This window comes from Allosphingosinicella sp., assembly GCF_046295735.1.
Taxonomy (GTDB): Bacteria; Pseudomonadota; Alphaproteobacteria; order Sphingomonadales; family Sphingomonadaceae; genus Allosphingosinicella.
On sequence record NZ_JBKBMQ010000001.1, the window covers coordinates 359,313 to 373,432 of the forward strand.

Consider the following 14,120-nt stretch of genomic DNA (forward strand, 5'->3'; position numbering starts at 1 on the left):
CAGGGCAGTTCATCAGCGATGGCATCGCGCTTCAATCCGCTCAAGGCCGATGCGCACTGGCAGAAGACCTGGGAAGAGGCGGGGACGTTCCACGCCTCCGAGGAGGACGATCGCCCGCGCGCCTATGTGCTCGAGATGTTCCCCTACCCGTCGGGGCGCATCCATATGGGGCACGTCCGCAACTATACGATGGGGGACGTGCTCGCCCGCTACCGGCGGATGAAGGGCTTCAACGTCCTCCACCCGATGGGCTGGGACGCGTTCGGCATGCCGGCCGAGAATGCGGCGATGGAGAAGAAGGTCCATCCCGGCGAATGGACCTGGTCCAACATCGCGGCGATGCGGGCCCAGCTGAAGCGGCTCGGCTTCGCGCTCGACTGGAGCCGCGAGCTCGCGACCTGCGACCCGACTTATTACGGGCAGGAACAGGCGCTGTTCCTCGATCTCTACGAAGCCGGGCTCGTCTACCGCAAGCAGAGCGAGGTCAACTGGGACCCGGTCGACATGACCGTGCTCGCCAACGAGCAGGTGATCGACGGCCGCGGCTGGCGCTCGGGCGCATTGGTCGAACGGCGCAAGCTCAGTCAGTGGTTCCTCAAGATCACCGACTTCGCCGACGAATTGCTCGACGGGCTCGGCACGCTCGACCAATGGCCCGAAAAGGTCCGGGTCATGCAGGAAAACTGGATCGGCAAGAGCCGGGGGATGCGCTTCTCCTTCCGCCTCGTCGAGCCTGCGGGCGGCCAGGAGAGCTTCGACGTTTTCACCACGCGGCCGGACACCATCTTCGGCGCGAGCTTCGCCGCATTGTCTCCCGATCATCCGATCGCGCTGGCGCTGGCGAAGAAGGACGATGCGGTCGCCGACTTCATCGCCGAGTGCAAGCAGGGCGGCACCACCGCGGCCGAGCTGGAGACGGCGGAGAAGAAGGGGCTCGATACCGGCCTGCGCGTCGTCCACCCGCTCGATCCCGATTGGGAGCTGCCGGTGTGGATCGCCAATTTCGTGCTGATGGATTACGGCACCGGCGCCATCTTCGGCGTGCCGGCGCACGACCAGCGCGACTTCGAGTTCGCGACCAAATACGGCCTGCCGATCCGCCGGGTCGTCGCCGCTTCGGCCGACGAGGCGGACAAGCCGGTCGCGGGCGAGGCGGAGAGCGGCGGCGGCGTGATCGTCAATTCCCGCTTCCTCGACGGCATGGACGTGGAGGCCGCCAAGGCCGAGGTGATCCGCCGCGCCGAGGCGGAAGGCTGGGGCGAGGGCACCACCGTCTGGCGGCTGCGCGACTGGGGCGTCTCGCGCCAGCGTTACTGGGGGACGCCGATCCCGATCGTCCATTGCGACGCCTGCGGGGCGGTGCCGGTGCCGAAGGACCAGCTTCCGGTCGTGCTGCCGGAGGATGTGAGCTTCGACGTGCCGGGCAATCCGCTCGACCGCCATCCGAGCTGGAAGCATGTCGATTGCCCGTCCTGCGGCAACCCCGCGCGGCGCGAGACCGACACGCTCGACACCTTCGTCGATTCCTCCTGGTATTTCATCCGCTTCGCCTCGCAGCCCGCCGACGCGCCTTTCGACAAGGCGGCGGCGGAGAAATGGCTGCCGGTCGATCAATATATCGGCGGGGTGGAGCATGCGATCCTCCACCTCCTCTACGCCCGCTTCTGGACGCGGGCGCTGAAGCGGATCGGGCGGCTCGACGTCGCGGAGCCGTTCCGGGGGCTGTTCACCCAGGGCATGGTGACCCACGCCACCTTCCAGGACGCGGACGGGCGCTGGCTCACCCCGGAGGAAGCAGCGGCGCATCCCGGCCCGGTCACCACCGGCCGCATCGAGAAGATGTCGAAATCGAAGAAGAACACCGTCGATCCCGGGCCGATCGTCGATCAGTACGGCGCGGACGCGGTGCGCTGGTTCATGCTGTCCGACAGCCCGCCCGAACGCGACCTCGAATGGTCGGAAGGCGGCATCCAGGGCGCCTGGCGCTTCGTCCAGCGGCTGTGGCGGATGACCGAGGACGCCGCCGCCGACGCCGCGGGCGAGGACCGCGCGCTGGCCCGCAAGCTTCACCAGACCATCGCGGCGGTCAGCGACAATGTCGAAAGCCTCGCCTTCAACAAGGCGGTCGCCAATGTCTACGAGCTCGCCAACGCGATCGAGAAAGCGGCGCCGTCCGCCACCCGGGCGGAGGCGGTGCGCACGCTCGTCCGGCTGGTCGCGCCGATGGTGCCGCATGTCGCCGAAGAGGCGTGGCGCGCTTTCGGGGCGGAGGGACTCGTCGCCGACGCCGCTTGGCCGGACGCCGATCCGGCGCTGCTGGTCGAGGACGAAGTGACGATCGCGGTGCAGGTGAACGGCAAGCTGCGCGACACGCTGACCGCCGCCAAGGGCGCGCCGCGCGAGGAACTGGAGCGGATGGCGCTCGCCTCCGACAAAGTGGCGCGCCTCCTGGACGGCCATCCCCCGCGCAAGGTGATCGTGGTGCCGGACCGGCTGGTGAACGTGGTGGCATGAGGAGGCCGGGCGCTCCTTCCCGATGGGGGCCGGTTGCGCTGCTCCTCATCGCGGCCCTCGCTCTGTCCGGCTGCACGCTCCGTCCGCTTTATGCCGGGGGCGGGGCGGGGCATGTGGCGCGGGCGCTGGAGGCGGTGGAGATCGCGCCGATGCCGGGCCGCGCGGGGTGGCTGGTCCGCACCGCGCTGGAGGACCGGCTCGGCAACGGCAATGGCGGCGCCCCGCGCTACCGGCTGGAGGTCGAGCTCGACGACCGGATCGAAGGCTATGGCATCCGCATCGACAATGCGGTGACGCGCGAGCGGCGCACCCTGCGCGCCCGCTACCGGCTGGTCGACGCCGCCGTCGGCACCGTGCTGCTCGACGCCACCGCCGGGTCGGACGCCGGGATCGACGTGGTCGGATCCGAATATGCGACCGTCGCCGCCGAGCAGACCGCGCTCGAGCGGCTGGCGCGCGACATCGCCGACCAGATCGTCTCCCGGGTCGCGCTCTACCATGCGCGCACCGGGCCGGCGCGGTGAAGGCCAATCGCGGCCAGATCGACCGCGCGCTGAAGGCGCCGGCGGAGACGCGTTTCTTCCTGTTCCACGGCCCGGACGAAGCCGGCAGCCGGGCGCTCGCCCGCGCGATCGGCGCCGCTTTGGGGCCGGAGGCGGAGCGGATCGACCTCAGCGGCGCCGATCTCAAGAACGATCCCGCGCGCCTGGCCGACGAGGCCGCTTCCATCTCGCTGTTCGGCGGCGCGCGCTACATCCTGGTCGATCCGGCCGGGGACGAATCGACGGCGGCGGTGGAAGCGCTGATAGAGGCGCCGAGCGCGGGCAATCCGGTGGCGCTGGTCGCCGGCGCGCTGAAGCCCGCCTCGCGGCTGCTGAAGCTGGCGCTGGCCGCCCCGTCCGCGCTCGCCTTCGCGAGCTACGCCCCCGAAGGGCGGGACGCCGACCGGCTGGTGATCGAGATGGCGCGCGGCCACGGGCTGCTGCTGCGCCCCGACCTCGCCCGGCGCATCGCGGAGGGCTGCGGCGGCAACCGGGCGGTGATCGAGCTCGAGCTCGCCAAATATGCGCTCTATGTCGATGCCCAGCCCGGCGCCGCGAAGGAGATCGACCATGACGTCGTCGACGCCGTCGGCGCCACCGCGGAGGAAGGCGATCTCAGCCGGCTGGTCGAAAGCGTCGGCAGCGGCGACCCGGCCGCGCTGGAGGCGGAGCTGACGCGGCTGCGCAGCGAGGGGATCGAGGGCATCCCGCTGATCCGCGCCGTGCTGCGCCGGATGTTCCTGCTCGCCCGGCTGCGCGCCGAGGTGGAAGCGGGGAGCAATCCCGCCGCCGTCATGGCGTCGGCCGGCAAGGCGATCTTCTGGAAGGAGAAGGACGCGGTGGCGGCGCAGCTCGGCCGCTGGCGCGCGCCGACGATCGCGCGCGGCATCAGCCGGCTGCTGGACGCCGAGCGGCAGGTGAAGGCCTCCGGCGGCCTCGGCGCCGTCGCGGTGGACGAGGAGCTGTTCGCCATCTGCCGCCAGGCGCAGCGGCTGCGCTGATCCGCGCCGCGCCCGCGGGCCGCCCGCGGTTGCCCCTGCCCGGAGCGGTCGCTACATGGCGGAAGCGCGACCACGTCCGGAGAGACCATGACCATCCTCCTTCTCATCCTCGACAGGCTGCTCTGGCTCGCCAGCTGGATCATCATCATCCAGGCGATCCTCAGCTGGCTGGTCGCCTTCAACGTGATCAACACCCACAGCGATTTCGTGCGCAACCTGCTCTACGCGCTCGACCGGCTGACCGAGCCGCTCTACCGGCCGATCCGCAAGATCCTGCCCGATTTCGGCGGCATCGACTTCTCGCCGCTGGTCCTGCTGATCATCATCTGGATCATCCGCGATCCGATCATCCCGAGCATCGCCCAGAGCATCGCCGGCTACTGACGGAGGAGCCGATGGGCGCCGACATCATCGACGGCAAGGCCTTCGCCGAACGGCTGCGCGCGCGGGTGGCGGAGGCGGTGCCCGCCTTCGCGGCGGCCGCCGGTCGCCCGCCGGGCCTGGCGGTGGTGCTGGTCGGCGAGGATCCGGCCAGCCAGGTCTATGTCCGCTCCAAGGGCAAGGCGACCCGCGCCGCCGGGATGGAAAGCTTCGAGCACCGCCTGCCCGACACGGTGAGCGAGGCGGAGCTGATCGCGCTGGTCGAGGCGCTGAACCGCGACCCGCGGGTGGACGGCATCCTCGTCCAGCTGCCGCTTCCCGCCGCCATCGACGACAAGGCGGTGATCGCCGCGATCGATCCCGCCAAGGATGTCGACGGCTTCCACGTCGCCAATGCCGGCCGGCTGGCGGTGGGTGAAGAGGCGCTGGTGCCCTGCACCCCGCTCGGCTGCCTGATGCTGCTGAAGGACCGGCTCGGCGACCTGTCCGGGCTGGAGGCGGTGGTGATCGGCCGGTCGAACATTGTCGGCAAGCCGATGGCCCAGCTCCTGCTCGGCGAGAACGCCACCGTCACCATCGCCCACAGCCGCACCCGCGACCTTCCCGCCGTGGTCCGCCGCGCCGACATCGTGGTCGCCGCGGTCGGCCGGCCGGAAATGGTGAAGGGCGACTGGCTGAGGCCGGGCGCGGTGGTGATCGACGTCGGCATCAACCGGGTGGACGGCAAGCTGGTCGGCGACGTGGATTTCGCCGGCGCGTGCGAGACCGCCTCCGCGATCACTCCGGTGCCGGGCGGGGTGGGGCCGATGACGATCGCGGTGCTGCTCCGCAACACGCTGGTGGCGGGGGCCACGCGGCTGGGCCTTCCCGCACCCGAGGGGGTTTGAAGCGAAGGCCGCCCCTTTCTTCCCCCCATAACAAGCCGCAAAGCCCCCACGCTCGACATCCACCCCGCTTCCTCCTAGGCGCGCGGGATGACCGAATTGTTCGTCTCCGCCTTCGTCACCTTCTTCGTCGTGATCGATCCGCCGGGCTGCGCGCCGATCTTCGCCAGCCTGACCTCGGGCGCGGCGGCGGCGCAGCGGCGGGCGATGGCGGTGCGATCGGTGCTGATCGCGGCGGCGATCCTGCTATTCTTCGGCCTGTTCGGCGAGGATCTGCTGCGTACGCTCGGCATCAGCCTCGACGCCTTCCGGATCGCCGGCGGCATCATGCTGTTCCTCATCGCGCTGGAGATGGTGTTCGAACGGCGCCAGGCGCGGCGCTCCAACCGCGCGCAGGAAGTGAGCGCCGATCCGGAGGTGGAGGACGTCTCCGTCTTCCCGATGGCGATCCCGATGATCGCGGGGCCGGGATCGATCGCGTCGATCATGCTGCTGATGGCGCGCGGCGAGGGGATGGCGCAGTCCTTGGTCGTGCTCGCCGCCCTGGGCGCGATCCTGCTCCTCACGATGGTGGCGCTGCTCCTCGCCGGGCCGATCATGCGCGTGCTCGGCCACCGGATGGAGGCGATGATCACCCGCCTGCTCGGCGTCATCCTCGCCGCGCTCGCCGCGCAGTTCGTGATCGACGGGATCGAAGCCACCCTGGGCAGCTGATCCGGCCGGCTCAGCGGCGGATGCGCCACATCCGGAAGGGCGAGTCCGGCGGCAGCTGCACCGGATCGAGCCAGTCCGGCACCTCCCCGTCCGACAGGCGGCGGTAGAAGCCGTCGCGCGCCTCGGCCCGGTAGATGGTCGATTCCGACATGCCCGGGCAGATCAGCACGTAATCGGCGGCATATTTGTCGGCGGTGCGGCGGAAATTCCCGGCATCGCCGCGCCAGGCGCGCATCACGTCGATGATGGCTTCATGGTTGCGGTGATAGGGGCCGGCGATGGCGCTGTGCGGCGTCACGGTGATCAGCCGCGGACCCATGTCGACGAAGGTGAAGACGGTGCCGGGCGGCTGCTGCGCGATCGGGCGCAGCGCGGGAAGCGTCGGGCAGCGGCGATTGGCGAGGTTTACCCGCTCGCGAAACTCGGTCGGCTGTTCGGGGAAGAGCCGGGTCAGATAATGGGTGCCGAGGCCGGAGACGAGCACGAAGGCCGCCACCGTCCCGCCGGCGCGCAGCAGCAGGAAGCGGCGGCCCTGGAACCATCCGATCAGCAGCCAGGCGAGGCCGGTGACGCCGGGCACCGCCAGCAGCTGCGCCGCCGGAGCCGCGCGGATCTGCCACAGCAGCAGCGCGGCCGCCAGCAGGCCGAGCAGACCCGCGGCCGCCCAGCGCACCATCAGCTCCGGATCGCGCCGGCTGCGCCAGATCATCGCCGCATAGCCCACCAGGCCGATCAACGGCAGCGAGGCGGTGACCACTCCGACCCGCCAGGGGTGGCGGTAGATGGGCAGCGCCTCGCGCACCTTGCTGAGCCACAGCCGGTCGAGCTCGGCCGGCACCTGCTCCAGCCGTCCCAGGCAGTCCGGCCAGAGGAGCGCGAAGGCGGCGGCGAGCAGCGCGCCGCCGGCCGCCGCGGCGGCGAGGCGCCAAGGCAGCCGGGCGGGGCTCGCCCAGGCGAGCGCCACCGCGATCGCGCCGGCGGCGGTCATCGCCGACAGCCATACCGGCGACAGCGCGTCGCAGACCGGCCCCCGATTGGCCCAGGATGCGAACAGCAGAAAGCCGAGCGCGCAGCCCCCGGCCAGCGCCGCGCCATAAGTGGCGAGGCGCGGCGCTTCGGCCGGATCGCGGATCCACATCAGCACCGTCGCCGCGCCCGCGACCGCCAGATAGGGCAGCATCTCCATGCCGATCACCAGCGACAAAGCGGTGGCGATGCCGAGCGTCGCGCCGCCGCGCGCCCGCTTCGGATCGACCAAAGCGGCGAGCGCGAGCGCCAGGAAGGCGAGCTGCCAGCCATGATGGTCGATCCTGAGCGGCGCGAACATCGACCGGGCCGAATGGGCGCAGACGAACAGGCCGACGGCGAGCGCGAAGGCGCGCGGCGACACCAGCCGGCGGCCGGCGAGCGCGACCGCGTAGAAAGCGAGCAGCAGCGGCAGCAGCGGCGCGATCGCCACGGCGGCGCGCTCAGCATGGGCGCCGCCGATCATCGGCTGGAGCAAAAGCTTGATGCCGGCGATCGGCAGGTCGACGAGCCGGGACCAATGGATGTCCGCCCCCGTCGGCGGCGCCATCCGGTACTGGCGCAGGTCGAACCAGTGCTGGCCATCCAACCAGGCGCGGACCTGCATCATCCGCATATTGTCGTCGGTGTCGCCGAGCGAGAACCAGCGGATGCCGTTCCACCCGTTCCAGATCAGGAGGGCGGCGGTCGCGAGCCAGAACAGGGCCACCCAGATGCGCCACTGCGCGCTGAAGCGGTCGATCGCCCCGCCCTCCATCCGCCGCTCCCCCTTTATCGCTTTCCAACCCCTTGTCAGCGCATTAGTCGCTGGTCCGGAAAGGGCAAGCCGGACCGGGAGCATGTTGGGAGCGATGAAGGCGGAGACGGAGGTCGCGGTGCTGTTCGGGCAGCTCTGGCGCTTCGCCATGACCGGCGGCTTCGTCACCGGTCTGGGCGCCGGCGCCTATTGGCTGCTCGCCACCTTCTTTCCGGTGGCGCCGCTGGTCGCCAATCTGATCGGCTATCTGGTCGCGGTCGCCACCGGCTATGTGCTGCACAGCCGCTGGAGCTTCCGCGGCCACGGCCGGCGCGACAATGTCGCCCGCACCACCGGCCGCTTCTTCATCGTCAGCCTGGCGAGCCTGGCGCTGAACAGCCTGTGGGTGTGGCTGTTCACCGGCCTGCTCGCCGGGCCGACCTGGTGGCCTTTGCTGCCGATGCTGCTGGTGACCCCGCTCGTCACCTTCACGCTCAACCGGAAATGGGTGTTCGCCTGATGGATCATCGGCGCGCCGTCCTGACGCCCGCCGATCCGGCGATCGAACTCACCCTGATCGCGCCGGTGAAGGACGAGGAAGCGGCGATCGGCCCCTTCCTGGACCGGGTGCTGCCGGTGCTGGACGGCCTGTATCCGGACCGGCCGGGCGCGTTCGAAATCCTGTTCGTCGACGACGGCAGCGAGGATGCGACGCTCCCCGCCATCATGGCCGCGCGGCGCCGGGACGCGCGGGTGCGCGCCATCTCCTTCTCCCGCAATTTCGGCAAGGAGGCGGCCTTGTCGGCCGGGCTCGACCATGCCCGCGGCGCCGCCGTCATCCCGATCGACGTCGACCTGCAGGACCCGCCCGAAGTGATCGGCGACATGCTCGCCAAATGGCGGGAGGGCTATGAGGTCGTCTACGGCGTGCGCACCAACCGCGAGACGGACAGCCTGCCCAAACGCCTCACCGCGGACCTCTATTATCGCGCGCACAATTATCTGTCGGACGACAAGATCCCCGAACATGCCGGCGATTTCCGGCTGCTCGACCGCACGGTGGTGGAAGTGATCCGGGCGATGCCGGAACGCAATCGCTTCATGAAGGGCCTGTTCGCCTGGGGCGGCTTCCGCCAGGCGGCGGTCGAATATCGCCGCGTCCAGCGCGAGGTCGGCCACACCAAGTTCCGTTACTGGAAATTGTGGACGCTGGCGCTGGACGGGATCACCTCCGCCTCGACGATGCCACTGCGCGTCTGGTCCTATATCGGCGTGTCGATCGCGGTCCTGTCGCTGCTCTACGCGGTGGCGGTGGTGATCCGCACCGTCTTCTTCGGAAGCGACGTGCCCGGCTATCCCTCGTTGATGGTCGCGATCCTGTTCCTGGGCGGGCTGCAGCTCATCTCGCTCGGCGTGCTCGGGGAATATGTCGGCCGCATCCTGGTCGAAACCAAGCGGCGTCCGCTTTACGTGGTGCGCCGCAAGATCGGCTTCGGCGAAGGGGAGGAAGGCTGATGGAACGCGCCGTCTACGACCGCATGGCGGAGCACGACCAGGTCCATTGGTGGTACGTCGCCCGCCGCCGGATCCTGGCCGACCTGATCGCGCGCGAGGTGAAGCTGCCGCCGGACGCGCGTCTGCTGGAGATCGGCTGCGGCACCGGCCACAATTTCGAGATGCTGCGCCGCTTCGGCCGGCTGGACGCGATCGAGGTGGACGGCAAGGCGCGGGCCTTCGCGTCGAGCCGGCTCGGCCACGCCGTGGAATCGGCGCCGCTGCCGGGCCTGCCGGGCATCCCGGACCGGACCTATCATCTGGTGGCGCTGCTCGACGTGCTCGAACATATCGACGAGGACGTGGCGTCGCTGAAGAGCATCGCGGACAAGCTCGCGCCCGGCGGCCGCATCCTCCTCACCGTGCCGGCCAATGAGTGGATGTGGAGCGCGCACGATGTCGTCCACCATCACAAGCGGCGTTATTCGAAAGCCTCGCTCCGGCGGACCGTCGAGGCGGCGGGGCTGAAGGCGGAGCTGCTGACGCCGTTCAACAGCCTCCTCTTCCCGCTCGCCGCGGCGCTCAGGATCGTGGGCAAGGCGCGCGGCAAGACCGACAGCGACGACAAGATGCCGGGCGCCGCGCTGAACGGCGCCTTCACCCGCATCTTCGGGCTGGAGCGGCACCTCGTCGGGCGGGTGCCGCTCCCGTTCGGCGTGTCGCTGGTCGCGATCCTCGCCCGCGACTGAGCGCCGTCAGTTGCGCCGGTAGGTCGTGAACTCGCCGAGCGCGCAGGAGCCATATTCCATGCCGGTCTGCGGATCGAATACGCTCACGATGTCGCCCGCGCAGAGCTGGGTGCCCGTGGTGCGGGTGCGGATCGCGCGGCTCGGGCCGATCAGCGGGCAGCCGTCGCGCGGCTGGTTGACGTAGACCGTCCCCGCCACGCCGTCGAAGATGATGGTGCGCTCGTCCACCGAACGGTTGCCGCGCAGATCGGCGGCGCGGACGCAATTCTGCGGGGGTCCGGCGGCGGTGCGGCCCTGCAGCGCCTCGGCGAGCCGGTTCTGCGCCTCCGGCGTCGGTTCGGCGGGCGCGTACATGGCGCAGCCGGCGGTCAGCGCGGCCGCGGCGGCGGCGGTCAGCAAATGCTTCATAATATCCTCCTCGCGGGGACAACGCACGGCGCGGCGCATCAGCCCCGGAACTCGTCCTTCCCTTTCCGGAGACGAGCAAAGGCTTCGGCCGATGAAGCGCGGATGAACGGATTGGTCGCGCGTTCGGCGGCGATGGTGGTGGGGACGGTCGGCTCCCCGGCGGCGCGCGCGGCCTCCACCTCCACCATGCGTGCGCGCAGGTCTTGATTGTCCGGATCAACGGTCAGCGCGAAGCGGCCGTTGGACAACGTATATTCGTGGGCGGGATAGACGACCGTCTCCGGCGGCAGCGCCGCCAGCCGCTGGAGATTGGCGTACATCTGCTCCGCCGAACCTTCGAACAGCCGGCCGCAGCCCATCGCGAACAAGGTGTCGCCGACGAACGCCGTCGCTTGCGACGGCAGGTGATAGGCGATGTGGCCCGCCGTGTGCGCCGGCACTTCCATCACCACCGCCTCGATGCCGCCGAGCCGGACGACGTCGCCTTCCGCCACCTGCCGGTCGAGCGTCGGGATCCGCGCCGCCTCCGCCGCCGGGCCGGTCACCGTGCAGCCGGTCGCGTCCTTGATCGCCTGGTTGCCGCCGGTGTGGTCGGGGTGCCAGTGGGTGTTCCAGATCTGGCCGATCCGCCAGCCGCGCTGCTCCGCCTCCGCCAGCACCGGCTCCGCGACGGCGGGGTCCACCACCATCGTCTCGCCGCTGTCCGGCTCGTGGACCAGCCAGACATAATTGTCGCTGAGCACGGGGATGCGGACGACTTCGATCATCACCAATGGCCCGTGTTCGGCATCGACGCCCAGGGCTCCCGCGGCGGCAGGCGGTCGCCGGCCTGGAGCAGCTCGATCGAGATGTTGTCGGGCGTGCGCACGAACGCCATCCAGCCGTCGCGCGGCGGGCGGTTGATGGTAATTCCGGCGTCCATCAGCCGCTGGCAGGTCTCGTAGACATTCTCCACCCGGTAGGCGAGGTGGCCGAAATTGCGGCCCTCGCCATAGCCTTGCTCGTCCCAATTGTGGGTGAGCTCGACCTGAGCGTCCTCGTCGCCCGGCGCGGCCAGGAAGATGAGCGTGAACCGCCCCGCCTCATTGTCCATCCGGCGCAGCTCCTTCAGGCCGAGCAGCTCGAAGAAGCGGACGGTGGCGTCCGGATCGGACACGCGGATCATGGTGTGGAGATATTTCATGCCTGCTCCTCAACGCCGCCCCCGCTCTTGTCCTATAGGCGCTCGGACCTTCGCTTGCCACCAGGCCCCAACTCCTCCCTTGAAGGCGGTGGTTGAGGAGTAGCGGCGGTTCCGAAAACTACCGCGCCCGTTCCGACGCCCAAGCTCCTCCACCACCCGCAGGCGCGGGCGGTCCCTCTCCCCTGATGCTGCGCCCGGGGAGGAACTTTGGACGTCAGTCGCTGCCCATCTGGGTCAGCACGAACGCATAGGCTTCGGCGACTTCGCGCAGGCGGGACCAGCGGCCGGACTGGCCGCCATGGCCGGCGCCCATGTTCATCTTCATCAGCAAAAGATTGTCGTCCGTCTTCACGGTGCGCAGCCGCGCGACCCATTTGGCGGGTTCCCAATAGGTGACGCGCGGGTCGTTGAGGCCGCCCGTCACCAGCATCGGCGGATAGGCCTGGGCGCGGACATTCTCGTAGGGGCTGTAGCTCAATATGTAGCGGAACGCCTCCGGATCGGTGATCGGATTGCCCCATTCCGGCCATTCGCCGGGCGTGAGCGGCAGGCTGTCGTCGAGCATTGTGTTGAGGATGTCGACGAACGGCACGTCGGCGACCACCGCCCCCCACAGCTCCGGCGCCTCGTTCGCGACCACGCCCATCAGGCTGCCGCCGGCCGAACCGCCCTGGATGGCGATGTTGCCGGGCCGGGTATAGCCGGCCGCGACCAGGCCGCGCGCGGCGTCGATGAAGTCGTTGAACGTGTTGGTGCGGCTGGCGAGCTTGCCGTCCAGGAACCACTGATAGCCGAGATCGTCGCCGCCGCGGATATGGGCGATGGCGAAGGCATAGCCGCGGTCGATCAGGCTGAAGCGGTTGGTGCTGAAGCTCGGCGGGACGGCATAGCCGTAGGCGCCGTAGGCGTAGAGGAACAGACGGCCGTTGCCGTCCTTCGCGAAATCGTCGCGATAGACGATCGACACCGGCACCTGCCTGCCGTCGCGGGTCGGGAGCATCAGCCGCTCGGTCCGGTAGCGTGAAGCGTCGTAGCCGGACGGGATTTCCTGCACCTTCAGCGTCTCGAGCCGGTCGGCGGCGGGGAGATAGTCGTAGACGGTCGGCGGCGTCACCATCGAGGTGTAGCTGAGCCGATAGGCGGCGGGCGCATATTCCGGATTGGAGCCGAGCGAGACGCTGTAGCTTTCCTCGGGAAAGCGGATGCGCCGCTCCGCCCCGTCATAGCCGCGCAGGCGGATTTGATCGAGGCCGTTCACCCGCTCGGTGACGGCGAGATGGTCGCGGAAGGCCGTGATTCCGCGCAGATAGACCTCGTCCGATCCGGCGATCACCGTGCGCCACGCATCCGGCCGCGCCGGATCGGCCTCGGCGATGCGGAAATTCACATGATCGTCGTTGGCGAGGATCCACAGCTTCCCGTGGCTCGCGTCCGCCTGATATTGCCGGTTCGGCTGGCGGCGCGAGATCAACACCGGCGCGGCTAGCGGATCGGCGGCCGGCACGAAGCGCACCTCACTGGTCGCGTTGTCGCCGGTCGCGATGAAGATCAGGCTGCGGTCCTGCGAGCGCGCCACGCCCACGCTGAAGCCGAGCTCCTCCGTCTCCTCGTAGAGCGTGCGCGCCTCGGCCGGATCGGCACCGAGCCGGTGGTAGCGGGCGCGGTAGCTGCGCCAATTCTCGTTGACCTCGGTGAAGACGATGCCGCGGCTGTCGGCCGCCCAGACCGGAGTGCCGATCCCGACCTCCGTCACCGTCTCGATGTCGCGCATCGCCTGAAGGTCGCGGATCCGGAGCTTGAACCGCTCCGACCCATTGTCGTCGATCAGGGTCGCGAGATAGCGCCCGTCCGGGCTGACCGCGAAGGCGCCCAGGCGGAAATATTCCTTGCCCTCTGCTTCGGCCGGCTCGTCGAGCAGCACCACCGCCTCGCCGCCGGCGGCGGGACGGCGGAACCAGCGACGATATTGGGCGCCGGGCTCGAACGCCCACCAATAGAGCCACTCGCCGTCGCGCACCGGGACCGAGCTTTCATCCTCCTTGATGCGGCCGCGCATCTCCTGGAACAGGGTGTCGACCAGCCCGGCATGCGGCGCCATCGCGGCTTCGAAATAGGCGTTCTCGGCGCGCAGATAGTCGAGCACGTCCTCGTCGTCGATCGTCGGGTAGGATGGGTCCTTCAGCCAGTGGAAGGGATCCTCGATCCGGGTGCCGTGCCGTTCGAAGCTGTGCGCGCGCTGGGCGGCGACGGGCGGGGCGGGGAGTTCGGAAGCTCGGGTCATCGGGGCTCTTTGCTGCTGGGCCGCGGCGGGTGCGCCGGCGAGGAGAAGGGCGGCGATCAGGATACGCATGGCACGGTCTAGCGGGTTGCGCCGTCAGATGGCGCGGAAGGGTGCCGGCCCTCTCTAGCGGCCCAGGTCCGGGATGGGGAAGAGCAGATTGAGGGTACGACCCGCGGCGGCAACCCAACAAGGGGTAAAACTTTTGCT

14 protein-coding genes are annotated in these 14,120 nt (G+C 69.7%); 9 read left to right on the forward strand and 5 right to left on the reverse strand.

Features of this window, described 5'->3' with window-relative positions; translation table 11 throughout:
• Window positions 1-18 precede the first annotated feature (18 nt).
• The 6 genes from leuS to ACK4K7_RS01835 all read left to right on the forward strand — a co-directional run bounded on the left by leuS (window position 19) and on the right by ACK4K7_RS01835 (window position 6,036).
• Window positions 19-2,514 (forward strand): leucine--tRNA ligase, encoded by a 2,496-nt coding sequence (leuS, locus tag ACK4K7_RS01810; protein WP_431863432.1) that lies wholly within the window; start codon window positions 19-21, stop codon window positions 2,512-2,514.
• Window positions 2,511-3,038, forward strand: coding sequence for an LPS assembly lipoprotein LptE (gene lptE, locus ACK4K7_RS01815; protein ID WP_431863433.1), 528 nt, complete (start codon window positions 2,511-2,513; stop codon window positions 3,036-3,038). The genes leuS and lptE overlap by 4 nt, the downstream gene beginning before the upstream one ends.
• On the forward strand, window positions 3,035-4,057 hold the full coding sequence (gene holA, locus ACK4K7_RS01820) for a DNA polymerase III subunit delta (protein WP_431863434.1): 1,023 nt from the start codon (window positions 3,035-3,037) through the stop codon (window positions 4,055-4,057). Before lptE ends, holA begins: the two co-directional genes overlap by 4 nt.
• An 87-nt stretch (window positions 4,058-4,144) precedes the next feature.
• Window positions 4,145-4,441: a YggT family protein gene (locus tag ACK4K7_RS01825; protein ID WP_431863435.1), complete on the forward strand. Its 297-nt coding sequence runs from the start codon at window positions 4,145-4,147 to the stop codon at window positions 4,439-4,441.
• An 11-nt stretch (window positions 4,442-4,452) separates the two neighbouring features.
• Window positions 4,453-5,325: a bifunctional methylenetetrahydrofolate dehydrogenase/methenyltetrahydrofolate cyclohydrolase FolD gene (gene folD / locus ACK4K7_RS01830; RefSeq protein WP_431863436.1), complete on the forward strand. Its 873-nt coding sequence runs from the start codon at window positions 4,453-4,455 to the stop codon at window positions 5,323-5,325.
• Between the two features lie 87 nt (window positions 5,326-5,412).
• Entirely contained in the window at window positions 5,413-6,036 is a 624-nt protein-coding gene (locus ACK4K7_RS01835; RefSeq protein WP_431863437.1) for a MarC family protein, read from the forward strand.
• A 10-nt stretch (window positions 6,037-6,046) separates the two neighbouring features.
• On the opposite strand, the gene ACK4K7_RS01840 is transcribed toward ACK4K7_RS01835, so the two are convergent.
• Window positions 6,047-7,819, reverse strand: a complete 1,773-nt coding sequence (locus tag ACK4K7_RS01840; protein ID WP_431863438.1) for an AcrB/AcrD/AcrF family protein — start codon at window positions 7,817-7,819, stop codon at window positions 6,047-6,049.
• A gap of 94 nt (window positions 7,820-7,913) precedes the next feature.
• Here ACK4K7_RS01840 and ACK4K7_RS01845 point away from each other — a divergent pair, with 94 nt between their 5' ends.
• Genes ACK4K7_RS01845 through ACK4K7_RS01855 form a run of 3 tightly spaced genes read left to right on the forward strand, consistent with a single transcriptional unit; the run spans window position 7,914 to window position 10,041 of the window.
• Entirely contained in the window at window positions 7,914-8,318 is a 405-nt protein-coding gene (locus ACK4K7_RS01845) for a GtrA family protein (RefSeq protein WP_431863439.1), read from the forward strand.
• A complete protein-coding gene (locus tag ACK4K7_RS01850; RefSeq protein ID WP_431863440.1) occupies window positions 8,318-9,313 on the forward strand; it encodes a glycosyltransferase family 2 protein in 996 nt (331 codons plus the stop codon). The genes ACK4K7_RS01845 and ACK4K7_RS01850 overlap by 1 nt, the downstream gene beginning before the upstream one ends.
• Entirely contained in the window at window positions 9,313-10,041 is a 729-nt protein-coding gene (locus ACK4K7_RS01855; RefSeq protein WP_431863442.1) for a class I SAM-dependent methyltransferase, read from the forward strand. The genes ACK4K7_RS01850 and ACK4K7_RS01855 overlap by 1 nt, the downstream gene beginning before the upstream one ends.
• A 6-nt stretch (window positions 10,042-10,047) precedes the next feature.
• Here the strand turns inward: ACK4K7_RS01855 and ACK4K7_RS01860 are convergent, their stop codons facing one another.
• The 4 genes from ACK4K7_RS01860 to ACK4K7_RS01875 form a co-directional block, all read right to left on the reverse strand.
• Complete coding sequence (locus ACK4K7_RS01860) at window positions 10,048-10,449, reverse strand: hypothetical protein (protein WP_431863443.1); 402 nt, start codon at window positions 10,447-10,449, stop codon at window positions 10,048-10,050.
• Window positions 10,450-10,487: 38 nt separating this feature from the next.
• Window positions 10,488-11,216: a hydroxyacylglutathione hydrolase gene (gene gloB / locus ACK4K7_RS01865; protein ID WP_431863444.1), complete on the reverse strand. Its 729-nt coding sequence runs from the start codon at window positions 11,214-11,216 to the stop codon at window positions 10,488-10,490.
• A complete protein-coding gene (locus ACK4K7_RS01870; RefSeq protein WP_431863445.1) occupies window positions 11,216-11,632 on the reverse strand; it encodes a VOC family protein in 417 nt (138 codons plus the stop codon). The genes gloB and ACK4K7_RS01870 overlap by 1 nt, the downstream gene beginning before the upstream one ends.
• 214 nt (window positions 11,633-11,846) lie before the next feature.
• On the reverse strand, window positions 11,847-13,913 hold the full coding sequence (locus ACK4K7_RS01875; RefSeq protein ID WP_431863627.1) for a S9 family peptidase: 2,067 nt from the start codon (window positions 13,911-13,913) through the stop codon (window positions 11,847-11,849).
• Window positions 13,914-14,120 lie beyond the last annotated feature (207 nt).